Below are 23,233 nucleotides of genomic sequence, written 5' to 3'. Positions count from 1 at the left end.
GTTTTGGGCGTGGACGGCCATGGGGAGGTCTCCTCCGGGTCAGGGTCGGCGGGGGCGCAGTTGGAGGTAGCCCGCTCGGGCGGTGGGGGTGGGGTCGTCGAAGGAGGCGGAGGTGTCGGCGGGCAGGATCGGCAGGCGCGCCCAGCTGGGGACGGGGCCGCTGTGGTCGTTGGGTTCGGCCCAGGTCCAGTCGCCGAACCAGGCGGCGGGGCGGGGCATGACGAGTCCGTTGTCGCCGGCGTCGGTGGTCGCGGTGAAGGAGCGGATCGCCACCTGGGCCGTGGAGTTGTCGGTGAAGCGGACCCTGATGTGCCGGGCGGTCACCGGCTCTGCCGGGGTGGCGTGGATGTCCTGGCCGGCCGGGTGGCTGCCGAGCGGCGTCCACTGTTCGCCGTCGGTGGAGGATTCCAGATCGCAGGCGGGCAGCCGATGCGCGCCGATGGTGTCCGTGGGGTAGAGGTCCACGCGGCTGATCGCGCGTTCGTCGCCGAGGTCCAGGGCGATCCAGTCGCCGGCCGTGGCGGGGGCGTGGCTGAGGTAGTGGGTGCCCAGGTTGCCGTCGAGGAGGCGGGCGAGTGGGTGCCCGGGGGCTTCGCCGAGCAGGGGGGAGGCGGTGGCGGTCTGGTCGCCGGCCCGGGTGGGGGCGAGCAGGGGGTCGAGCCGGAAGGAGACTTCGATGCGGTCCAGTGCCTGCTGGACGAGGTCGGCGTCCAGGGCGAGTGCGGTCACGGGGAGGATGTCGGTGGTGGCGTGCACGGCGGTGTGCGGGTCGGCGAGCAGGGTGAGGCGGTGGACGACCGCCTGGTCGCCGGGTTTGGCGGGCAGGGCGAGGTCCGCGCCGTTGGTGATGGGGCGTAGGTAGGGGTCGGTGGCGAGGTCCGCCTCGACGATGTTGAGGGTGTCGTAGTCGGTGTCGCCGCCGGGTCCGTCGGCGCTGGCGTAGTAGCCGATCAGGCCGTCGGTGAGTCGTTCGGGGGCGCCGAGTTTGACCGGCCATTCATGGCCGGGGTAGTCCGCGGGTGGTGGGCTGAGGATCCGGTCCCAGGCGGGGCTGGCCGGTGGCGGGCCCTGGAGCTGGATGGCGAGTTCGGCGCGGATCAGGGCGAGGGGTCGGCCGATGAGGCGGGCGGGGCTGCGGTCGGCTTCGGCGCCGGGGTCGGTGACGGACTGCAGGCTCTGGTCGATGGCTGTCAGGAGGGCTTCGAACGCGCGTGGCCCGTGGCCGTCGGGTGGGAGGAGCGCGGTGAGCATCTTGGACAGCTGCGGATAGGCGCGGGTGAAGCCCGGGTCGTCGGGCCCGGGGTGGGGCGCGTGTGGCAGTACGTTCCAGGCGAGGGTCGTGTCGGCGGCGACCACGCGCAGTTCGCCGAGCGGGGAGCCGTCGGGGGCGTAGACCAGCAGGGTCCGGTCGAGGTGGTTGAGCATCAGCCAGCCGACGACCGGGGTTGCCGCGGGATCGGTGGCGGGTGGCGCGCCGGTGTAGCGGGTGTTGTCGGCGGCGCGGACGGGCTCCAGGCGGACTCTGGCGGGTTGCAGGAGCCGTGGTGGGAGCTGGATGAAGCGGTGGGTGTCGAGCGGGTCGGGGTAGAGGGGCTTGGTCGGGTCGGGGCGGACGCTGGGGGCCGGCCAGTGCCGCAGGGAGCCGGGTTCGTCGGGGTTGGACATGAACTGGCTGGTGCGGCCGAAGCGGTCGGTGATCCGCAGCTTGTCGAAGAAGAACTGGCCGGCGCGTACCGGCTGGAAGCGGCCGGGGCCGGGGGCGGCGTCCGGGCGGCCCGGGTCGGGCACTCGCTGGGGGTCGCCGAGCAGTTCGGGGTCGGCGCCTGTGGGGATGAGCCGGGCGGAGCCGTCCAGTTCGAGGAGCCAGTCGTTGAAGCCGTCGAGGGTCTGCGACAGCACGTCCAGCTCGGCGTAGTCCTCCAGCAGGTGCGCCAGGCCCTCGCTCTGGTGGCCGGTGAAGGTGTCCAGGTAGCGGCGTACCTGCTCGCGCAGCACGTAGGCGGTGGTGGGGGTGAGGTAGGAGCGGCCGTGGAAGGCGGGCCACCGGCGCTCGTTGCCGTCGTGGGACTGGGCTCCGGTGCCCTTCCACCGGTAGGTGTTGGTCGTGCCGTCGAAGGTCCAGTGGTCGGTGTCGTCGCTGCGGAAGGGGGTGGGGCAGTAGCGGATCTCCCACTGCAGGTACATCGGGGTCCAGGGTTGCTGCCACATCCCGGTGTACTCGGGCAGTGCGCCTCGGATGTGGGTGTCCGGGTTGGCGAGGGCGGTTTCCAGGGCGTTGGCGCCGCCGGCGGCGGGGGTGTTCGCCGCGGTGTCGAGCAGCGCGAACTCGCCGACGAGCGTGGCGCAGACCGCGGGCAGGTCGGTGAGGTTGGGTGTGGGCGCCGTGCCGGGGTCGGGGGTGGTGGGGGTGTCGTCGATCAGGATGGAGGTGAGCAGTGCGGAGGGGAGGCGGCAGGGCAGCGGGTCGTCGAGGTCGCGCCCGAGTGCCTGATCGCCGCCGGCGCCTGTGATGACCACGACCGGGTCGGCGGGGCTGTAGTAGGGGTCGCGGGCGGTGCGTTTGAGTTCGAGCCCGGCGGGGAGGTCGTGGTCGTCCGCGTACCGGTGGATGGCGGCCTGCAGGTCTTCGGGGTCGTCGCCGTGGGGCAGGCCGTCTTCGCCTCGCGTCAGTTCGGCGAGGCGGTCGAGGCAGCCCTTGACCTCGGCGGCCGGGGTGCCCTCGTTCGCGGGGTCGAGCTGCCGGTCGGCTTCGGCGTCGAATCCCTCCGGGCGTTTGCCGTGGGCGTCCTCGGGCAGGTTGCGCATCCACCACAGGTCCCACAGCCGGGGCCGGGTGCGGGCGAGGCGCTCGGTGAGGTCGTCGTACTCGGCTTGGGCGCGGTTGAGGGCGTCCAACCAGGCCGGGGTGGGCGGCACCGGTTCCGGGTCCTGGGAGGGGCCGGCGACGATCTCCCACAGGTGGCCGCCGTCGCTGCCGGCGTACCAGGCGCGGCGGGTGGCCTCGTCGAGTTCGACGGCGCCGTCGGGGAGGCCGTACGTTTCGATCGTGCCGTTGAACAGGGCTTTGACCAGGTCGCCGGTGAGGTTGGAGCGGGTCTGGCGGCGGATCAGCTCGGACGCGGCGTCGGCGGTGCTGTGGCCGACGGCGAGCTTGAGGGCGGCGGGGCCGACGGGCTGGGTGGACTCGGGGGGGTTGCCGTCGGAGCGCCATGCGATGCCCAGGGAGCTGCCGAGGTACCGCGAGTGGCGCAACGCGGAGGTGTCGCCGGGTGTCTTCCACTCCAGCGCGTGCAGCAGGTCGTCCATCGTGTCGGAGCCCGGCGGCAGCAGGCCGGGGATGTCGCGGGCGCGGGTCAGGAAGTCCGCGCCCACCTCGGAGTACCAGCCGACGACCAGGTAGCTCAGCTCGTTATCGGCGGGGTGGTTGAAGCCGGGCTCGACGAGGTCCTGCAACGTGTCGTGGAAGCAGAACACGTTCTTGTGGTAGGAGGCGAACGCGGCGAAGGCGGGCAGACCGGGGCCGATCGCGGTGAGGAACGGTTCGCGGCGCTCGGGTTCGATCCACGGCGCGGTGGAGCTCAGGGTGTGGTGGCGCCCGATCAGGTCCAGGTGCAGGTCCACGCTCGAACCGCCCGGGCTGCGGTCGGTGAGGTACCTGCTGGTTCCGGGGCCGAGTGACGGGTCGTAGTCGCTGAGCTGGAGGTAGTCGCTGTGCACGACCCAGCCCGCCGCCTGCCGCGTGCCCTGGCGGGTGTCGGAGTAGCGCACGACCAGCCAGCGGTTGGGTACCAGGGGGAAGGTCGTCTCGCCGCCGGCGGCATCGTAGTGGCCGCGGGTGAGGACCTCGGGCAGCTCCCACTGGACGTGGACGCCGAACATCTTCTCCCGCTGCTGGGTGGGGTTCGGCGGTTCGGGGTTGCCGGCGTCGTTCAGCATGGCCCCCAGATCCGGGTACCAGCGGTCGAACGACTCGTCCGGGACACGCTTGTTGGCGACGAGGGTGTGCAGGCGGATCGGGACGATCAGGTCGGTGTCACTCAACGCGGGAACCTCCGGGGGCGGGCACCAGCTTCTGCTCGAGTGGCGCGTTGATCATCTCGATGGCGAACTCGCTGGGACTCAGCCGCTCGGTGTGCTCGAACTCGCCGGACAGGGCGGGAACGAGACCGCCTGGGCCGAGCAGGTTCAGGACACCGTGCGGCCCTTCCCGCAGGAAGCTGTCGTGGATCGAACCCGCGTCGGGCCAGGCGCGCTCCAACGGCGCGCCGAGGTCGCCGTCGTCGGGGTCCAGGCGCCGCAGCGCGATCCTGCCGTTCGGGTCGGTGCCGAAGTGGATGCCCTCGCCGGGTTCGCGGATCACGACGGTCTCGGGGACGTCGTCGAACAGCAGCAGCAGGACGTCGGGCGCGGGGTGGGCGCGCCGCAGCTCGGTCAACACCCGCTCGCCCCGGCGGGCGACGAGGTCGAACTCGGGCCAGGCCGGGACCAGAGCCGAGCGCAGCAGCAGCCCGGCGGTGGGGGCCGCCGCCGTGCTGCGGGCCGCGAGGGCGGCATGCAGGGTGGAGTCGAGCTGCTGGTCCAGGCTGGTGTGCAGGCCGACGCTGCGGGCCCCGTTGCGCAGCGCGTCGAGCCACTGCGGGTCGACGCGGAACAGGCGCAGCGATTCGGGCGGCAGCATGCGCGGGTCGGGGACGAGGTGGTTGAACGGGATGCCGTACAGGTGGTCGAGGCGGTCCAGCCATGCGGGCATGCCGGCGGTGCGATCCTCGGCGGTGCTGCGCAGGGCGGCTTGGCGGGACCGGGTGCCGAGGAGGAGGCGCCGGTCGGCGCGGCCGAGCGGGGCGGGAGCCGGTTCCTCGGGCAGGTCGGCGTGGGGCTGGGGTGCGGCCATGGCCCTGGGGAGGTCGCGGCTGGCGGTGGCGAGGGTGCGCAGCCAGCCGAGGTTGGGGCGTAGGTCGGTGTCGGGGTCGGCCGCGGTGTCGCCGGTGCGTGGTGTGTTGGTGCGGGCGCGGGCGGGGTCGGCGGCCAGGGCCATCAGGGCGACGGCGTGGTTGGACAGTTCGCGGCGGGCGCGGGTCAGGTCGGCGCTGTAGTCGGGGTCGGCCAGCGCCAGGGTGCGCCCGAGCGTCCAGGCGCAGGCGTAGCCGACGTCGTAGACGCCGTAGTCCTTGTCGTAGACGAGGGCGTGGTCGGCGGTGGTCTGCGTCTTGGGGTCCGCGTCGTACCCGTCGGGCAGCGGCTGGGTGGTGACGGGGGTGCAGGGGCCGCGGTACCAGGCGTAGCCGAGTTCGCCCGACAGCAGGCGTTGTGGGAGGGGGACGTAGCCGGCGGCGAGCCGGTCGAGGGCGTATTGCTCGTCCGCGTCGGGGTCGTGATCGGGTGCGATGGCGGGCTCCAGGCGCAGGGCGAGGCGCTCGGCGTTGGCCGGGTCGGTCGGATCCTCCAGACCGGGGGCGACCAGTTGCTGCAGCAGGCGGGCCGGGTCCAGGCCGGCGGGGTCGTGGGTGAAGTTCCAGGACCACAGGGATGCCAGGCGTATGTGCGTGGTCGTTGACCCGTACTCGCCTTTGAGGGGCTCGTCGTGGCCTTCGAGGGAGACCAGGTGCGCGGTGCGCGGGCCCGGCTCGCGCAGGAAGCGGTTGCCGGTGACGACGGCGAACGAGCCTTCGGTGAGGACCTCGCCGTCCGCCCGTGGGCGGGGCTGGTACACGTCGCGGACGTGGGCGAGGTAGTAGAGCTCGTCCTCGGTCGGGATCAGGGCGGTGAACAGTTCCGTGGGGACGTCGATGGTGCGGCAGCCGGACGTCAGGGTCTTGGGGTCGAGGTCGTTCGGGTCGATCGCCGGGGGCCGGACGGCCGGTTCGCCGGTGGTGCACAGCTGGGCGACGGTGCGCGAGGTGGCGATCCCCAGGGCTTCGGGGTCGTCGGGGAGTTCGCCTTCCGCGAAGACCAGCAGGGCCATCCACGGCGCGCGGGCGGTGGCCTTGGACCAGGGGATCTTGCGTTCCCACGGCAGGACGGACCGGGTCAAGGTGATGTGCGGCAGGACGGTGTCGTAGCGCCCGGAGGATCCGCGTGGCGGGTACACCGTGTGCACGGCGCTCTCGTCGAGCATGAACTGGGCGGCCCGCACCTCGAATTCGGCGTCGGCATCGGGCAGCCCGTCACCGCCGGTGATGTCGGTGGTGCCTTCCAGGAGCGTGTGCTCGGCGTGGATCCGGTAGGTGCCGGCGGTGAGGCGGGGAGCCAGGTAGTCGTAGAAGGTGATGTGCAGGTTGGGTCCGGTGGCCAACGGAGGGCTCCCTCTCTACTGCGCTGTGGTGGTCAGGGGCCTGGAGACGAGGTAGCTGCGGGCGTTGGCGGCGTAGATGTCCAGGGACGCGCCGTCGGCTCCGGGGGCCAGGCCCAGCCGGTGCAGTGCGCCGTAGGCGGCGGCGCGCCGGGTTTTGATGGCATCGGAATCGATGCCCTCGGTGATGACCTCGACGCTGTCGCGGGCATCGACCGCGGGGAGGGAGCCCTGCGGCTGGTCCTCGCGCAGCGGTGTGCGCCCGCTGTCCAGGGGGGTGACTTTCAGGGCCTGGGTGGGGACCGGGCCGATTTCGCCGTCGGTGAAGGGTTCGAGGACCTTGAACCGCAGGCCGGTGAGCCGGTCGGGCAGCAGGGCGGGCTGGTCGAGTGCCTGGGCGGGCTTGTCGAGCGGGCGTCCCCACAGGGCCGCGGGGGCGTCGCGCTTGAGGACCTCGATGGTCCAGTCCTGATCGTCGAATGCCTGGGTGCCCGTGACGGTGACCCGGAACTCGGAGGTGACGGAGGCGTTCTTGCGCATCGGCCGGATGCTGATCAGGTCGCCGTCTTCGTCGTTTGGCGCGAACGGATCGTCGTTGAGGTGGATGCGGGTGGCCGGGACGACCGTGTCGACGGTGAAGGCGAACCCGGCGGAGGCGACCAGCATCGGTTCCCGGTCGGCGCGGCGGGCGGCGAGCTCGCCGGCGTCGACGTCGGCGAGCAGCCCCTGAAGTGGGGTGATGCTCAGCGGATCCGGGAGTTGGTCGCGTACCTCCGGCCAGTTCGCCGCGTCCAGCTCGGGGCGCTTGGAGCCGATGTCGAAGCTGAACGAGATGAACCAGACCTTGACGGTGACACGGCCGCCGAACGGCGGGGTCCACAGGGCGAGTTTGATGCCGACCTCGATGGAGACCCGGACCTTGACGAACAAGATCTTGATGGTGAACGCGACGCCGATGCTGATGCCGAGTTCGGCGTCCAGCAGGAACGGGCGCCACTGGATCAACACGTCCAGGTAGGCGGTGAACCAGGCGGACAGCAGGCCCGCGTCGTAGGTGGCGGCCAGCCGCCCGCCGACCATGAACGCGCCGGGCGTGAGCGCGGTGTAGCCCTGCGCCTTCACCATGATCTTGTCGTCCGGGGACCAGACGAAGCCGAGGCGGGCCGGGCGGGGGTAGTGCGCGGGCAGGTTCTTCTCGAACCGCGGGTGGTAGCCGCCGGCGGTGACGACGAAGTCGCCCGCGTGTCGGCCGGCGGTCCAGATGTAGACGGCGATGCCGCCGGTGAGCCGGCACGCGGGGTCGAAGACGAACGAGCCGGCGCCGACCGCCACATCGAGGGAGAGCAGGCCCTGGGATTGCTGGTAGGCGAGTTTGAGGTCGATGTCGATGCGGGCGTGGACCTTCTTTGCGCGGTCCGCGTTGCGCGGGAAGGTCACCGAGGTGCGGCCGAGCAGCGCCAGTTTCAGGTCGTCGCCGAACTCCGCGACCGCGAGCGCGCGGGTGGCGATGAACTTGAACAGGGTGAATTCCACCCCGGCCGCGGCCCAGTAGCGTCCCTGGGCGGGAGTCACCCAGTCCGCCAGCGCCTCCAGGGCCTCCTGCGGGGTGCTCCCGGAGCCCCCGCCGGCCAGGTTGGACACCAGCGGGAAGGCTTCCAGTTCGTCGACGGCCGGGATACGCAGCGTGCTGTTGACGCCGAACCCGGCCGAGACCGCGGTCACCGTGAACGGTGGGGCGACGAACAACGCGGCCCCACCAGTGGCGGCGATCTCGCCGAACAGGAACACCGACGACCAGCCGTCCACACTGCGGGCGTAGCTGCCGGCCGCCTGCATGGCGAAGAACCCGGCCTCGACCGTGATCAGGCCCGCGATGTAGATGGCGAATCGGTCGTCGTCGCGGACCTCCAGAGCGCCGGTGATCTTCAGCGGGGCCGCGTCGACGCGCAGGCCCGCGCCCTGCAGCACGGGCGTGGGCGTGAAGTCCTCGTCCAGGCCCAGGCCCAGGCCGATCGTGTCCAGTTGGACGGGGCCCAGGGAGAACGTCGCGTCGACGGCGACGAACAGCCGGCCGCGCGCGTAGCCCAGGCTGATCCGGCGGATCCGTACCGGGCCGAAGACCAGGTCCACCTGGCGGGCGGCGTCGCCGCGTTCACGCCCGAGCACGACCGCGCCCTCGACCGCGTCCGCAGGCGCGGGCGCGGGTGTCGGGTTCGGGGGCGCCCCGGGCGAAAGCGCGGGCGACCCGCCGGGGTTCGGCCGCAGGACCAGCGGCGACAGCACCTCCTCGCCGACCGTCACCGTCACCCAGATCACCAGGCCGCGTTGCAGCGCCTGTTCCGGCAGCGTGGGCAGCAGCCCCTCGTCGGCGCCGGGCATGCCCGCGACGACCGCGTTCAACTCCCGGACCCGGTCCAGCGGCAACACGCGGTCCGCGTACAGGAAATGAGCCCCCGTGACGACGACGTCACGATCCGCGGGGATGCTCTCCCCCACCAGCGGCAGATCCGACGCCCGGGCCCCCACCGCCCCACGCACCGCCACCAGGCGGGCCACGGGGCTCCCCGCGCCGCCGGTGGGCATCGACGCCGCCACCACCCCCACCCGTCCGACCGCCACCGACACCACCAGCGAACCCGGCCCCGGGCTCGCTCCCCGCTCCCAAACCAAGGACGCCCCCACAACCACCGGCAGCATGCCGTGCGGCAGGTTGTCGACCAGTTCCTCGACGCCGTCCATGCCCAGAGCGTCCAGCAACACCGGAAGAGCCACCGGGTCCTGCCCGGTGCCCGCCTGCCAGGTCGCGGTCAGCGTCGTCCCGGGGTCCGACGATCGGAACGACACCGCGAATTCCAGCGGGATCGGGTCCTGCCCATCGACGTCCGCCCATACCGTCAGGTCGCCGTCGAAGGTCACCGGCCGGGCCCCCGCGGGGGGCTTGGGTCCCACGGCCGCCCGCAGGGTCAGCACCGCGTCGGCATCGCCCAACGGGAACTCGCACATGCACACCACGTCGAATTCGCGGCCGGTGCCGTCGAAGGACATCGAGGTCTCGCGAACGACCAGATCCGCGAGCAGCGCGGGCGGCGAGACGCCGAACAGCGCGAACAGGTCGGCGGGGACCACATCCGCGGCGGTGCCGGAGAAGCGCCACAGGCCGTCGTCGTATCGGGCCTGGACACGAAGCGTGGCCCGGCCCACGGCCACCTCGGCGGCCAGCCCCGCGGTGGGCCGTCCCGTTCCGGTGCCCTGGACGGACAACTCGATGCCGGTCAGCGCGAAGACGTCCCCGATGTCCCAGGGGCCGGCCAGGCTCAGCTCGACACCGTAGTCCTTCGACCGCGCGTTGACTCACGCGCCGAACGCCTCGACGTCCCCGGCGGAGATCTCGACATCGGGCAGGAAGAGGGCGACGACGTCGGCGAGCGGGAGCGGCTGGAGCAGTTCGGCGTTCAGGTCGAGTTCCGGCACGGAGACCGACACCCCGACGAAGGCTTCACCAATACGCAGGACGCCGCCGATCCGGGCGTGCACGCTCGCCCCGGGGGTGCGCGGGGACGCCACGCCGAACTCGACATCGATGTCCTCGATCTCGAACACGCCGGGGATCAGGGACCAGCGGGCGGGGATGTCCACCCGTACCGACGCGGCGAGCACCGGGTCCAGCCCGGCGGCCGCGCGATGGACGTCGGGGGTGAAGACGATACTCAGACCGGCGAGTTCGACGGTTGCCGGGAGCGGAAGGCCGGGAAGATCGGGCAGCGCGAAGCCTCCGGAGGAGGCTCCCGGCACGAGTTGGCCGAGATCGTCGAGGGAAGAGAAGGCCACTTCGGAAAATGCGCCGTTCAGGGTGTACGTGGTCGCGGCCGGGCCCTGCTGGGGCAGTGTCCGCAGCCTCAGTGCCGCTGTGCCGGCGGCGGCGAACGGCAGGTCGCCGCCCACGGTCGCGGTTGTGCTCACCACATCGTCGGCGCCGGGTTCGGCGCTCAGCACCAACAGCAACCGTTCGAAGCCGTATTCGCGGAGGAAGTCGGCTTCGAGCCGTAGGTACGGCAGGTCGATTCTCCACTCGCCCGGGTCCGGGGAAGTGGTCAATGTGACGTCGACGGTCAGGCCGGTCACGACCTGGGGCGAGGCCGTGGTGTTCGCGGAGAACGTGACCGTCGCCTCGGCCTCCGCGGGGACACCGGGAACCGTGACCACTCCGCAGAGCGTGAGGCGTTCCGGGTCGGTGGCGGTCACACCGGTCACGGACAGGGGTCCGCCCAGGTACGTGCCGAACAGTTCCTCCGTCCCAGGTATGGCCAGTTCGTCCGCCGTCAGCCGGAACTCACCTTCGACCGCCGTGAATCTGCGCCGGAGTTCCTCTGTCGTCAGCGCCATGATGCATCCCCCTCGTGGTCCGTCAGAAGCCGGTCATGACGTTGCCGGCGGCGTCGACCGTCAGATGCCAGTTACCACAGAAGAAGCGATCGTCCTCCGGCATCGGGCGCTTCCACTCCGGGTTGCGCATTACGTGCGAGGTGAAGACCGACCGGTCCGTGGGTTCGGCGTCGAAGTCGTCCAGGCCACGGTCGTCGAAGAAGATGTACTCGTGCGGGGTGGCCGGGGCGATGGCGGCCGACCACCCCTCGACCCGGTCCAAATGGCTTCTCTTGGGGATGCCGACAATGCCGCCGAAGCGCTTGGTGCCCGAACTGACGGTGAGGCGCTTCGGCTTGAGCAGCTTGATCCACCTCTCGGTGGACGACGTGTCGCTGCCGTGGTGCCCCAACTTGAGGGTCACGTCGAACGGAGGAAGCGCGGACACCGCCCAGACGTCGAGGATGAAGTCCTCGGTCGCCCTCGTCGCGTCCCCCATGAACACCATCACGTTCTTCTTGTAGACCAGCGCCAGAACCAGGCTGTCCGGATTCGGGTCGTAACGGGAGAGTTCTTTCCACAGGCGGGTCTTCTCGTGCGGATCGACCAAGGAGGACAGGTACTTCTGCCAATCGGCCCTGCGTTTCGCGGACTTGCCGGTGGCATTGGCCGCCAGGGCATACAGACCCTCGTCGCTGCCGAGGGGAACGATCGGCCGGCCGTACTGCCAGGGCGTGGTGGGGTCCGCACCTGCCGGGGGCCCGCTGTACACGAGGCAATCGGGGAGCGGCTCGGCGTTGTGGCTCCGGAGCCACTCGTATGTGGCGTTCTCGATGCCGCCTGATTTGTCGCGGCCGTTCCGGTAGTCCTCCAGAGCCCCGGTGTAGTAGCTGTCCTTGACCGTGAACCCCTGCAGCGCCCGGATCAGGAGGTTGTAGTGGTCCTCGTCGGCGTGGGTGAGAAAAAGGTGGTCGATCACCTTGCGCGGCACGAAAGTGTTCAGGTTGTGCCGGACGTTTTCCAGCGCTTCCACAATTCTCTGCGGCTCGCCGGGAATGAGGCATTTCGCGCCCTTGGTCGATCCACAATCGATCAGCACCACCTCGCCGGTCCCGTGCGGTGGCTCCGGAAAGACGATCAGAGTGCAGTCCCCCTGGCCGACGCCGACGAAGATCACCCTCGCGTGGGGACCGGGCGGAACGGGAATGCCCATCGCAGACTCCAAGCTCTCGGTGTGAAGGACGAGGCAACTGCATACCGCTCGATGGCGGGTGATCGTTCACCCGGCGCCCCGGGCTTACCAGGGCGACCGAGGCCCGGCACGGCAAGCACGTGACGCCCAAAGGGGGCTCACTCGTGACGACCGGGCCGGTCCGGCCGCCGCTGCGCCGAAGGGCCATCTCCCACACGCCCCGGTCGCCCACGGCAACGCCCGAGCCCGGGACGCATCACCTGCGGGCAGGTTCGGTCGGCGCCGTGAAGCGCGGCCCCGTGTCGTGAGGGGTGCGAACGACACCCCCGCTCGACCCCGAACACCGGAACCACCCGATCCGGCTGCCGAAACGGCGAACCCTCGGCCTGGTGTGCATCGGCCGTTGGAGGCATCCGAGCCCTGCGGCAACGTCGACCGCCCCCACTCGTCGAATCGGAACGGGTGCGGGGATCACGGGCGGCCTCCTGTGAGCTGATACAGGCGAATCGGATCAGGACGAACCAGTCGTCGGTGAACCCGCACACGTCAGTCGGTGTCGCTCATCCCACTCCCCGGCTACCTGACGACGACCAAGGCGCCACACCACAGTCCCTTTCCAGTCGGCGATCCTGTCGACAAGCGAGAACCCGTGACGTCCGCCCACACACGACACCGCCCCGGCCTCGGCGTCGCACACGCCCCCACCGGCCGGCCACCCCACGCGATCAACCATCCCGACCGATCGCGATCGTGACACACCACCAACCGGGCGGGAACCCGCCGGCAGAAGCTGACCGGAACTCTCCGACACATGACCGGATCAACGACCCCGACAAAGCGGCCGTGTGTGTCGTCGAGGCGTCCGGCCGCCGCTCCGGCGTCGAGGTGGCCGGAGTCCCCGCGCAGCGCGCGGCGTCGGTGGACCGGTGGGCTCTGACCCTGGCCGCAGCGGCGGCGTTCCGCGAGCGGGAAGGGCACTTGACCGTGCCGCGCAAACACGTCGAGACCGTCGAGGCGGGCGGTGAGGAACACCAGGTGAAACTGGGTGTCGCGCTCGCCAACGCACTCCAACGACAGGCCACATGGCCGACGGAACGCGTCGAGGCCCTCACCGCACTCGGGATGCGGTGGACATGGATGGAGGCTGTCCGGCGGGGATTCGTGAGTTCTCGTGAGGGTCGGGTGCCTGGAAGGCGTGTCCTGGTCAGCGGGCGACGAGTTTGGCGACGGGGTGACCGGTGGCACCGACGGGGACACCTGGTAGGTAATGATGGCGACGCTCCCGACCTGGGTGATCCGGTGGTCGTCGATCCCGCCGCCCGGGTAAGGCTTCGAGTCGGCTCCGTACGGGTCCCGGGCGACGGCGGTGATGCCGCCTGTTCCACACCACCGGCCGTCCGGCGCGCGGTCACCGGCACACACAGCACACGCCGGAGCGCAACGAACCGAAGACGGGTTCCTCCGGGCAACCTCGTCGGCCGCCGTGGCGTGGAGCCCGATTTGAGGGGCGGGACGCCGGCGGTCGAACCGGCACCCGTCGTCGCCGGCGCCGAATCGGAAGGGCAACGGGAGCCGTTCGAGGGAGAACTTTTCGCTCGCGCCGTTCAATCCGGCGAGCATGGTGGACGACGCGGAGCCGTCCTCGACGGCGGCGCCCAGCGTGGCGGGGTGTCGGTGGCGTCGGTGCTACTGCCGGGGGAGATGCGGGATCGGGACCTTCAGGTCTCGGGCGACGCGCTCCGCCGGGACGGTGGGGTCGTTCGCGGTCCACTGGTGCGCCGTCCCGATCGCGTCGGCGCCTTTGGTGCGGGACTTGCCCTTCATCGGGAACGCGCCGGACTGGACGCGGGCGGTGAACGTCGACGGACCCGGCGGCCTCGGCAGGAACAGCAGGGGGTGGTGCGGGGTGAATCCGAAGTGGCCGAAAGGTCGACGCGGGTTCCTCGTCGAAGAGTTGCGGTTCGGTCCACAGGCCGACGCTCACGACCGTCCACGAGTGGGGCGGCGGGGAGTCCCGATCACGCACAACCACAGGTCGAACGTGCCCACCAGCAGCTTCTCCTCCCACTTCCAGGCCTTGGCCCGCGGGTCGAATTCGTCGGCGCCGTCTACGCGTAGCGACATCAGGGCGCGTTCGAACGGGCCGATCAGGTCCTCGTACAGGGCCCGCATGTCGCTCGAGGCCGCGTGGTCGATGGTCTGTTCCGGGGGTGATCTCCCACTCCAGGCCCGCGGGCAGCTCCGCGGCCAGGTGGCGGCGCAGCGTTTCGAGGGCGTGCGGGATACCGTCGGTGCCGCGTCGGGCGTGCTCGACCTGCGGGACCCGAACCACCAGGCGTAGTACGGGACGCCGTCCTCGGAGGAGTCGAAGTCCACGCAGTTCTCGTACACGCAGCCCGATGTGGCGGCGAGCTCGGTCATGGCCTGGTCGGTGCGCTCGGCCAGGTCCGGCTCCTCGCTGGCCGATCGGTTCGGGTCGTCGACGTTGATCCGCCACACCACCCATGCCAGGTTCTGCCAATCGATCATTGTTTCCGCGCCCGCTCTCCGCGTCGTTGCCTCGCGACCAGTACGGCAGCGGCCCAGCAGCGACGTGCCGGTTCACCGATACCGGGCCTTCCGGCCGACGCACAGCAGTCGAAGACGACCGACCGACAACGCGAGCGCTGCCGGGAGACAGCGTCGGTGGCCGGTGCGCCCACTCGTCGCTTCGAGAACACGCGGCACCGCACGAGCAGTGCCCGGCGGGGACCATGCCTCGTCGGTCAGCCCTGCGGGTCGAACCGGTCCAGAAGCCGGTCGCGTTGTTGGACGCCCAGGCCGCGCACACGGCGGCTCTCGGAGATGTCCAACTCGCCGAGGAGCCTCGCGGCCCGCGCCTTGCCGATGGCGGGAAGGGATTCGAGCAGGGCTCGGACCGGCATCTTGCGCACGGCGTCGGATTCGGCGGCCAACACCTCGCCCAGCGACAACCGGCCGCGCTTGAGCGCCTCCCTCACCTCGGCCCGCTCCCTACGCACGGCGGCGGCCTTCGCAGGCGCGGCCCGGCGCTCCTCGGGACTGATCGTCGGCACGGCCGTCGGGTACTCCTCGCGTCGTCCATCCGGAACGGGCCCATCATGGTCGATGCCACCGACGACGCCCGGCACGGCCGTCCGCCCCGAACCTTGTGGCCACGCACGCGACTCGGCGCGAGGCGTCGGCCCCGTCCTACTTCCCCGACGTGGCGGTCGCCACCAGACAGACCACGTTCGGCCGGGCACACATCGCCGCGAGGTCGGAGGCGCTCGGGGGCGGCGACGTCGGGGAGTCCGCGACCGCCGGCCGCTCCGCGGGGGCGGCGGAGGACCCCTCGGCGAGCACACGCGTCGCCGACCACGCCGCCAAGACGACGAGCACGTAGACCACGACGTGCTTCCGGTACCGACGCATGACTCCCCCGGTGGATGCGAACGGCGACAGCGTAATCAGGGCCTCCGACACCGGCGTTCGCCGACTCACAGGGCTTCGCGTTCGCCCCGCGGACTCCGGACCCGCCCACCGACGGGGCCACCCGGACGGCGAAACCCCTCGGCCCGTGTCCCCGGGGCGCCCATCGGGCGAATGCCGTCCACGCGGCGGCGTGGCGTCCCCGGCGTCGACGTCCCGCCCCGGCATCGTGGCGGGTGTCGCGACACGTTCGTGTGTGGGCCCGAACGCCCTCGTCGACGAACCGGCCGGCCGCCTCTTCCCCTCGGGGCGCCGGCCGCCCCCGGCACGACGGAACACGCCGACGTCCCGACCGACAGCGCGAGACATCCCCGAGGGCTCAGCCGGCGCTCCCCCGGCTTCGGTGCCCGTAGCGGCTCAGGTCCGCGGAACGCTGCCCCGGGGGTTGGAGGTCGGCGTAGGGGTGCCGGCGGGCGCCGGTGCCGTGGACCAGGACGCGCCGCGGTTGGGCGGGGGTGGGGTGTGGGGCGGGCGCGCCGAGGAGGTCGAGCGCGGCGCGGGGTCCGTGGTCGCGTCGGGTGGCGGCGATCTCGTCGAGGTCCCAGGCCATGGCGGCGACGATCGTGCGTCGGCGGCCGCGGACCTGGACCTTGCCGCGGATCAGCAGCAGGCCGGAGTGGAAGACGGTGTGGGCGCAGGCGGGGTGGGAGTCCTCGAAGAAGGCGATGTCGACGAGTCCGGAGCCGTCGTCGAGGGTGACGAAGATGATGCGGTTGCCGGAGGCGATGGGTGGGGTCTGGGTGGAGGCGCGGACGCCGGCGACCAGGACGGTGCGGCCGGGGGGTGTGTCGGCGAGGTGTCGGGCGTCGACGGCGCCGATCTCGCGCAGGAGTCGGTGGTGGTGCTCCATGAGGTGGCGGGTGACGTCGATGCCCAGGATGCGCAGTTCGGCGCCGACGGCTTCGCGGGTGGTCATCTCGGGGAGTCCGCTGGGGTGGGTGGCGTCGAGGAGGCTGTCGGCGAGGGGGAGTTGGCCGTCGCCGACCGTGCGGGTGCGGCGGTGGAGTTCGGGGAGTTGCAGTTGCAGGTCGCGGCGGGTGAGGCGGCCGTCGTGAACTCCGTCGAGGGCGCCGATGCGGGCGAGGTGTTCGGCGGTGGGCAGGCTGGGGCGGGCGCGTTGCCACAGGTCCGTCAGGGAGGTGTAGGGGCGGCCGGCGGCGATGCGGGCGCATTCCTCGTCGGTGATGCCGCGCACCGCCGACAGGGCCAGACGCACACCCCACGTTCCGTTGGCGGCCTGTTCGAGGGTGTGGTGGGGGTGGGAGTGGTTGACGTCGACAGGCAGGATCGGCACGCCGTGGCGGCGGGCGTCGGCGACGATCACCCGGCGCGGCCACATCCCCGGATCGTGCTCGAGCAGGCCGGCGTACAGCGCGGCGGGATGGTGGGCCTTGAGCCAGGCGGACTGGAGCGCGGGGACGGCGAAGGCGACGGCGTGCGCGCGGCAGAAGCCGTAGGCGCCGAAGCTCTCGACGATGCGCCACACCTCGTCGCGGACGTCGGGGGTGTAGCCGCGGGCGGCGGCGTGTTCGTGGAACCAGGCGCGCACTTGTGGCATGCGCTCGCGGTCGGACAGGGCCCGGCGGGCGACGTCGGCCAGTGCCAGGTCGCAGCCGGTCATGGTCGCCAGGAGTCCCATGATCTGTTCGTGCCAGATCGTGACGCCGTGCGTGTCCGCGAGGACGGGTTCCAGGTCGGGGTGGGGGTAGGTGGGGGCGGCGCCGTGGCGGGCGGCGATGTAGCGCTCGGGCATGCCGCCGGCGACCGGTCCGGGGCGGAACAGGGAGATGTCGGCGATGACGTCCTGCACCCCCCGCGGCTGCAGACGGCTCAGCAGGTCCTGCTGCCCGGGGCTCTCCAACTGGAACATCCCGATCGTGTCGGATGCCTGGATCAGCTTGAACGCGAAGAAGTCGTCGAGCGGCACCCGGGCGGGGTCGTCGAGGTCGATGCGCTCGCCGGTGGCACGTTCGACCTCGGCGACGGCGTGCGCCATCGCCGACTGCATCCGCACCCCCAGCACATCGAGCTTGATCAGCCCCAGGGCTTCGACCTCCTCCTTCGCCGCCTGGACCATCGGATAGCTCCCGCCCGGGGTGGGCTGCACAGGGAGGCGGTCGAGCAGGGTGGCGTCGGTGATGATCACCCCGCAGGGGTGCATCGCCATCCCGCGCGGCAACGCGTCCAGGCACTCGGCGAGGGTGAACAACGGCCCGTACCGCGCGGACTCCGCCGCCAGGGACCGTAGTTCGGGCAGCTCCGCCAGCGCCGCGGTGATGCACGCGGCGCGGATGTGCGGGAAGGATTTGGCGATGCGGTCGATGTCGCTCGGGGCCAGGCCCAGGGCGAGGCCGGTGTCGCGCAGCGCGTGCCGGGCCCGGTAGGTCTCCGGCATCGCGGTGACCGCGACCCGCTCCGGGCCGAACCGCTCGAAGATCTTGTCGTAGACCTCCAACCTGCGCGCGGACTCCACGTCGATGTCGACGTCCGGCAGGGCGGAGCGCCGCTCGGACAGGAAACGCTCGAACAACAGGCCGTGGTCCAGGGGGTTGGCGGTGGCGATGTCCAGCGCGTGGCACACCATCGACCCCGCCCCCGACCCGCGCGCCGCCACCCGGATCCCCAACGCGCGCACGTCCGCGACCACCTGGCCGACGGTGAGGAAGTAGGTGTCGCAGCCCAGCCGGCCGATCACCTCGAGTTCCCGCTCCAGCCGCTCGATCGCCGCCGGGTCGCGGTCCAGGCCCCGGCGCACCATCCCGGCCTCGCACCGCTCGCGCAGGACCCGCCCGACCGAGGTCGGCGTCGCGCCGACCACGGTCGGCTCCGGCAGATGCACACCACCCAGGCCCAGATCCCGCGCCGGGTCGATCCGGCACGCATCCGCGGTGTCCGCAGTCCCGGCCAACAGGGCCGCGGCTCGACCGGCACCGCAACCTGCGGCCTGCGCGATCCGGGCCGCGGCTGCGGCCATCGCCTCCGGGTCCTTCAGCCACCGCTCGCCGCAGTCCAGCCACGCCCGGTGCCACCGGATCGGGCGCAGCAACCGGGCCGCGTCCAGCACGTCGGCGACCTTGTGCAGACCGGGATCGGCGTAGCGCACCGCGTTGGTCGACACGGCCGCGACCTTGTTCGCGTCGGCGAGCTGCATCGTGCGGGCGGCCAGGCGCAGCGAACCCGGGCCGGTGCCCGAGAGCCCGTAGTACACGCACTCCAGGCGGAGCGCGTCACCGAAGAGTTCGCGCCACGGCGTCAACAGGTGTTGTGCGGTGTCGGGGCGGCCGTCCGACAGTGCGCGGCCCGGTTCCGATGTCGGTCCGAGGAGTGCGGTCAGGCCGGGTCCGGCGTGTTCGCGCAGCGCCGACCACTCCAGCAGGGGCGGCCCGCCTGGGGCGTGTGCCGTCGAGATCAGACGGCACAGCCGCGACCAGCCCGTCTTGTCCCGGGCGAGGGTGGTCACGCGCAGCGGTGGTTCGGCCACGTGCGCGCCTCCGCGGGCAGGGGTGCGGCGTCGCCCGGCCCGGGGCGCTCGGGGTGCGGCGGGGGCGACGGCCACGTCGACGCCGAGGATCGGGCGCACACCGTGGGTCGCGCACGCCTTCGCGAACCGGACGGCCCCGGCAACGGTGTCCCGGTCCGTCAGCGCGAGAGCCGTCATGCCGCGCTCGGCGGCCCGTGCCACCAAGTCCTCCGGGTGGGAGGCGCCGTATCGGGCGGAGTAGCCCGAGGCGGTGTGCAGGTGCGTGAAGCTGGCCATCGCGCGCCTCCGCCCTTCGACTACCCCTTTGTCCGAAAACCGCCCTCCTTGCTCGGACACTAGTTCGAATGGAGCGGCTTTGCCAACCCGACTGTTCGGCGGTCAGGGTTCGTTGGCCGTGCACGGCCATCGTTGGGCGCGTGGCTCTGTCGGCGCCTGCTCGGTCGTTCCCCACCTCGCGAGGCCGCCGGGTGGCGTCGCCCACCGGCACACCGCGTGATCGCCGCCGCCGACCAGGAGCGATCCGTCCGGGGAGAACGCCACCGCGAGGACCAGTCCGGGGTGTTCGAGGGGGACGCCGACCCGGCGGCGGGTAACCGGGTCCCACAACGAGACTGTTTGCTCGGTGCTGCCGGTGGCCAGCAGGGTGCCGTCCGGGGAGAACGCCACCGCGCGGACGCCGGGGTCGTCGAGCGGGGCGCCGAGGTGCCGGCGGGTGGCCGGGTCCCACAAGCGCACGGCCCCATCGCGGCCGCCGGTGGCGAGCAGGGAACCGTCGGGGGAGAACACCACCGCGATGACGCCCCCGGGATGGTCGAGGGGGTCGCCGACCTGTCGGCGCTTCACCGGGTCCCACAACCGCACGGCCCCGTCGGCGTCGCCCGTGGCCAGCAGGGAACCGTCGGAGGAGAACGCGACCGCCGAAGCGCCCTCGGGATGGTCGAGGGGGTCGCCGATCTGTCGACGCGTCACCGGGTTCCACAACCGCACGGCTCCGTCGGCATCGCCCGTGGCCAGCAGGGAACCGTCCGGGGAGAACGCCACCGCGCGACCCCGGTGGGAGTGACCGAGGCGGTCGCCGATCCGGCGGCCGGTGGCCGGGTCCCACAACCGCACCGTGTCGTCGTACACGGTGGCCAGCAGCGACCCGTCCGGGGAGAACGCAACGGCGAAGACGGGTCCGGGCCGGCCGAGGGGGTTTCCGACCGGGCTTCGGGTGACCGGGTCCCACAGTCGCACCGTCCCGTCGGCTCCGCCGGTGGCCAGCGTCGAACCGTCGGGGGAGAACGCCACCGCGTGGACCACGCCGGGGTGGCCGGTGATCGGTAGCAACGGCACCACGCCGGCGGCCTGGTCGGCGCAGAACGCCCGCTTGGCGAGCGTCGTCGGGGTGAGTCGGGTGTACAGCCGTACCGTTCCGTCGTCGCTGCCGAGGGCCAGCAGCGAGGCGTCGGGGGAGAACGCCACCGGGAGGAGTCGGCCGTGGGGTCCGAGGCTGTCGCCGAGCGGGTTTCGGGTGGCCGGTTCCCACAGTTTGGCCACGCCGTCGCCGGTGGCGGTGGCGAGCACCGACCGGTCCGGGGTGAACGCCACCGAGAAGACCCGGCCGGGGTGGCCGGGAGCATGGGCGACCCGACGACCGGTGGCCGGATCCCACAACCATGCGGTTCCGTCGTCGGAGCAGGTGGCCAGCAGGCAGCCGTCCGGGGAGAACGCCACCGCGACGACCGTGTCGTCGTGGCCGGTGGGGGAATCGGCCGCGGCGCAGGTGGCCGGGTCCCACAACCGCACCCCGTCGCCGGCGCTGGCGAGCAGCGACCCGTCCGGGGAGAACGCCATCGTGAAGACCCGGCCGGGGTGGTCGAGAGTGTTGCCGACCCGCCGGCCGGTGGCCGGGTTCCACAACAACACCGCCTGGTCGGCGCCGGCGGTGGCCAACTGCGACCCGTCCGGGGAGAACGCGACGGCGAAGACGCGACCGCGGTGACCGAGGAGATCGCCGACTCGCTCGCCGGTGGCCGGGTCCCACAACCGCACCTGTCCGTTCTCGCCGCCGGTGGCCAGCAGGGAGCCGTCCGGGGAGAACGCCACCGCGAGGACCGGGTCGGTACGTCCCGGCGGGTCGGTCCGCCCCAGGGGGTCGCCGACCCGCCGGCCGGTGGCTGGATCCCACAGCCACACCTGCCCGTTCTCGCCGCCGGTGGCCAACAGCGACCCGTCCGGGGAGAACACCACCGCGACGACTCGGCCCGGGTAGCCGAAGAGGTCGCCGACGGGGGCGTAACGAGTCGGAAGACGAGGGGGCCAATGAGGCGGTGCCACTTCGTCGTCGACTTCGACGTCCGCATCCGCGTGTCCCGAACCCGGCGCCCGGGAGCGGACGGCCGGCAGGGCGCCGCGCTGCGCCGCCCACAATCCGTGGAAGCGGTCCACCTGTGCCTTCACATCCGGGCGGGGGTCGACGGCGGAGGCGGCGGTCAGATACCGGACCACCGATTCCAGGCGCTGCCAGTCGGGCACGGATCTTCCGTGCAGCAGTTGGGCGAACGTCTCGCGGCTGACGGTCGACGGCAGGGCGTTGTCGGCGGAGATCGCCCTTTGCACCTCGTGCGTACTGGGCGAGCCGGCGTTGGTGTACAACCCGTGCAGCGCCGCCACGAGATCACGCCGCGCACCCGCCGGCAGTTGCTCCTCCCCCGGCATCGAGATCGAGTTCCCCATACGCCCCCCTGCCTCGTGCGGACGCTCCCCCGGTCCGCGGCCTGCCCAGAATTGCCAAGTCTCCTCCTCGGCGCAGGGGTTGCGTGGCGAAACGCGCCCCACAGCCGCCCGGCGGTGCCCGCTTCCGGCCGGGCGCGGCAGGTTTCGCCCGCGCCCGGCAGGTGCCGCCCGAAATCGGCCTTGGCGCTCCCACCGGGCCCGACAGTGGACATCCGGGGCCACTCCAGGTCCCCGCCGACATCTCAGGGGGATCGCCGTTGACCAGCCCGCTCACCGCCACCGCCGCGCCGGTCCTGGCGCCTTTGCTCTCCGCCGCCGTACGCGCACCGGTGTGGATCACCGTGCCGCTGTTCGCCCTCGGTGCCGCCGCGGTGGTCATCCATCTGGTCCTGCTTCTGCGCGCCGCACGAGAGCAGGAACGTGCCACCCGACACACCGAGCAGCGCCGCACCGCCCTCGAGGAGGAAGTCTTCCACGCCGCCCGCACCATCACCGATCCCACCGAACGCACCGACGCCCTTCTCGGCCTCGCCAGCCTGCACACGACAAACACCTCGCCGTGAACGGCCCACCCCCATCACAGGGGGCGCGACCGTCGGTCGCGTTCGAGGCTCAAAACCTCGACAGCGCCCGGGAGAAGTCGCGGATGCGAAAACGCCTGATCGAGCCGCGTAATTCGCGGAGCACCTCCCCCTCGTGTCGAGCTGCCGAACACCACCCACCGGCAGCCGCACGCACACACGGCGGGAAGGCACGAACCGGGCCCGCCGTCGACCCGTCGATCCTCCGGCCGGGTCGGTGACGCGGTGGCGTGCGCGTGCCGGGTTGTCGCCCCGTGCCCGTAGCCTCCCCGACGTCGGACGCGCGTCGGCCGCGCGTCGCGGGATCGACGGACGAGCGGCGGAGGTTCGGTATGGCGGGTGTGTGGGACGTGGTCGAGGAGTCGCAGCGCGCGGTGTGGTCGTTCACACCGTTCGAGCACGTGGGCCCGTTGAGGTTCGGCATGACCCACGACCGGGCGGCGGCCGCGGTCGACGGAGTCCTGAAAACCATCGGATGGCGGGGGCGGCGGCACGACGCCGAGTGCCGCGAACCCCAACGACTTCTTGGGACGGAAGAGATACGTCAACCGGGCGACGACCGGTTCCAGCGCGACGTAGGCGTCGGTCAGTTCGGCGCAGGCGTCAGGGTCGTCGTCGAACCCGGCGAGTTCGACTTCGATGCGCACCTCCACGCTTGGGCGAGCGTGGAGCCGCCCTCGTGGACGTCGTCGGGCAGTAACAGACGCCGACGATCGGACAGATCCGGGTCCAAGACCAAGCGCAGCGCGTGCAGGAGGTTGCTCTTGCCGATCTGGTTCTCGCCCACGATCACCGCCGGGGTCGGGAACGGATCGATCTCCAACGACGCGAAGTTGCGGAAGTTCTCCACGTAGACCCTCGAAAGGCGCACGACGCTCCAAGTCCCTCGGATCGGGGAATGGACCGAAACCGCCCCGACATTCGCTCGATGGACCGAAGCCTAGATCGTCACACCGGAACACCGGTGGACTTTGGGATCGTGGGCTGCCTCGGACGATGCCGCGTGTGGAGAACAACTGCCGAGCGAGGTGGTGCTTGGACGCCCCCGTCACCATCCGACAAGGTTCCTTACCCAGCCGCGTGGTGCCGTCCCATAACCTGACGGCCTCGGCGGGACGATA

13 protein-coding genes are annotated in these 23,233 nt (G+C 71.8%); 1 reads left to right on the top strand and 12 read right to left on the bottom strand.

The window, feature by feature from the left end:
* Nucleotides 1-39 precede the first annotated feature (39 nt).
* From OG928_RS47070 to OG928_RS47020, 11 genes are all read right to left on the bottom strand, one after another.
* On the bottom strand, nucleotides 40-4,041 hold the full coding sequence (locus OG928_RS47070) for a discoidin domain-containing protein (protein ID WP_331768161.1): 4,002 nt from the start codon (nucleotides 4,039-4,041) through the stop codon (nucleotides 40-42).
* Nucleotides 4,034-6,292 (bottom strand): hypothetical protein, encoded by a 2,259-nt coding sequence (locus OG928_RS47065; RefSeq protein WP_331768160.1) that lies wholly within the window; start codon nucleotides 6,290-6,292, stop codon nucleotides 4,034-4,036. The genes OG928_RS47070 and OG928_RS47065 overlap by 8 nt, the downstream gene beginning before the upstream one ends.
* Nucleotides 6,293-6,307: 15 nt before the next feature.
* Nucleotides 6,308-9,550 carry a DUF6603 domain-containing protein gene (locus OG928_RS47060; RefSeq protein WP_331768159.1) on the bottom strand — a complete coding sequence of 1,081 codons (3,243 nt, stop codon included), beginning with the start codon at nucleotides 9,548-9,550 and terminating at the stop codon, nucleotides 6,308-6,310.
* 90 nt (nucleotides 9,551-9,640) lie between these two features.
* The gene (locus tag OG928_RS47055; RefSeq protein ID WP_331768158.1) at nucleotides 9,641-10,672 is read right to left on the bottom strand and encodes a hypothetical protein; all 1,032 of its coding nucleotides are present in this window, start codon (nucleotides 10,670-10,672) and stop codon (nucleotides 9,641-9,643) included.
* A gap of 22 nt (nucleotides 10,673-10,694) precedes the next feature.
* A complete protein-coding gene (locus OG928_RS47050; protein WP_406292055.1) occupies nucleotides 10,695-11,828 on the bottom strand; it encodes a ComEC/Rec2 family competence protein in 1,134 nt (377 codons plus the stop codon).
* 1,701 nt (nucleotides 11,829-13,529) lie between these two features.
* On the bottom strand, nucleotides 13,530-13,667 hold the full coding sequence (locus OG928_RS47045) for a hypothetical protein (RefSeq protein WP_331768156.1): 138 nt from the start codon (nucleotides 13,665-13,667) through the stop codon (nucleotides 13,530-13,532).
* Nucleotides 13,668-13,823: 156 nt separating this feature from the next.
* A complete protein-coding gene (locus tag OG928_RS47040) occupies nucleotides 13,824-14,372 on the bottom strand; it encodes a hypothetical protein (protein ID WP_331768155.1) in 549 nt (182 codons plus the stop codon).
* 236 nt (nucleotides 14,373-14,608) lie between these two features.
* The gene (gene mihF / locus OG928_RS47035; RefSeq protein ID WP_331768154.1) at nucleotides 14,609-14,917 is read right to left on the bottom strand and encodes an integration host factor, actinobacterial type; all 309 of its coding nucleotides are present in this window, start codon (nucleotides 14,915-14,917) and stop codon (nucleotides 14,609-14,611) included.
* 136 nt (nucleotides 14,918-15,053) lie between these two features.
* Nucleotides 15,054-15,275 carry a hypothetical protein gene (locus tag OG928_RS47030; protein WP_406292052.1) on the bottom strand — a complete coding sequence of 74 codons (222 nt, stop codon included), beginning with the start codon at nucleotides 15,273-15,275 and terminating at the stop codon, nucleotides 15,054-15,056.
* A 376-nt stretch (nucleotides 15,276-15,651) separates the two neighbouring features.
* On the bottom strand, nucleotides 15,652-19,089 hold the full coding sequence (locus OG928_RS47025; RefSeq protein WP_331768152.1) for a DNA polymerase III subunit alpha: 3,438 nt from the start codon (nucleotides 19,087-19,089) through the stop codon (nucleotides 15,652-15,654).
* A 102-nt stretch (nucleotides 19,090-19,191) separates the two neighbouring features.
* Entirely contained in the window at nucleotides 19,192-21,531 is a 2,340-nt protein-coding gene (locus tag OG928_RS47020) for a WD40 repeat domain-containing protein (RefSeq protein ID WP_331768151.1), read from the bottom strand.
* Between the two features lie 257 nt (nucleotides 21,532-21,788).
* Here OG928_RS47020 and OG928_RS47015 point away from each other — a divergent pair, with 257 nt between their 5' ends.
* A complete protein-coding gene (locus OG928_RS47015; protein ID WP_331768150.1) occupies nucleotides 21,789-22,094 on the top strand; it encodes a hypothetical protein in 306 nt (101 codons plus the stop codon).
* Between the two features lie 604 nt (nucleotides 22,095-22,698).
* Here the strand turns inward: OG928_RS47015 and OG928_RS47010 are convergent.
* The gene (locus OG928_RS47010) at nucleotides 22,699-22,962 is read right to left on the bottom strand and encodes an AAA family ATPase (protein ID WP_406292144.1); all 264 of its coding nucleotides are present in this window, start codon (nucleotides 22,960-22,962) and stop codon (nucleotides 22,699-22,701) included.
* Between the last annotated feature and the right edge of the window lie 271 nt (nucleotides 22,963-23,233).

The organism is Embleya sp. NBC_00896, assembly GCF_045207785.1.
Lineage (GTDB): Bacteria > Actinomycetota > Actinomycetes > Streptomycetales > Streptomycetaceae > Embleya.
This window is presented reverse-complemented; position numbering and strand designations above follow the sequence as displayed.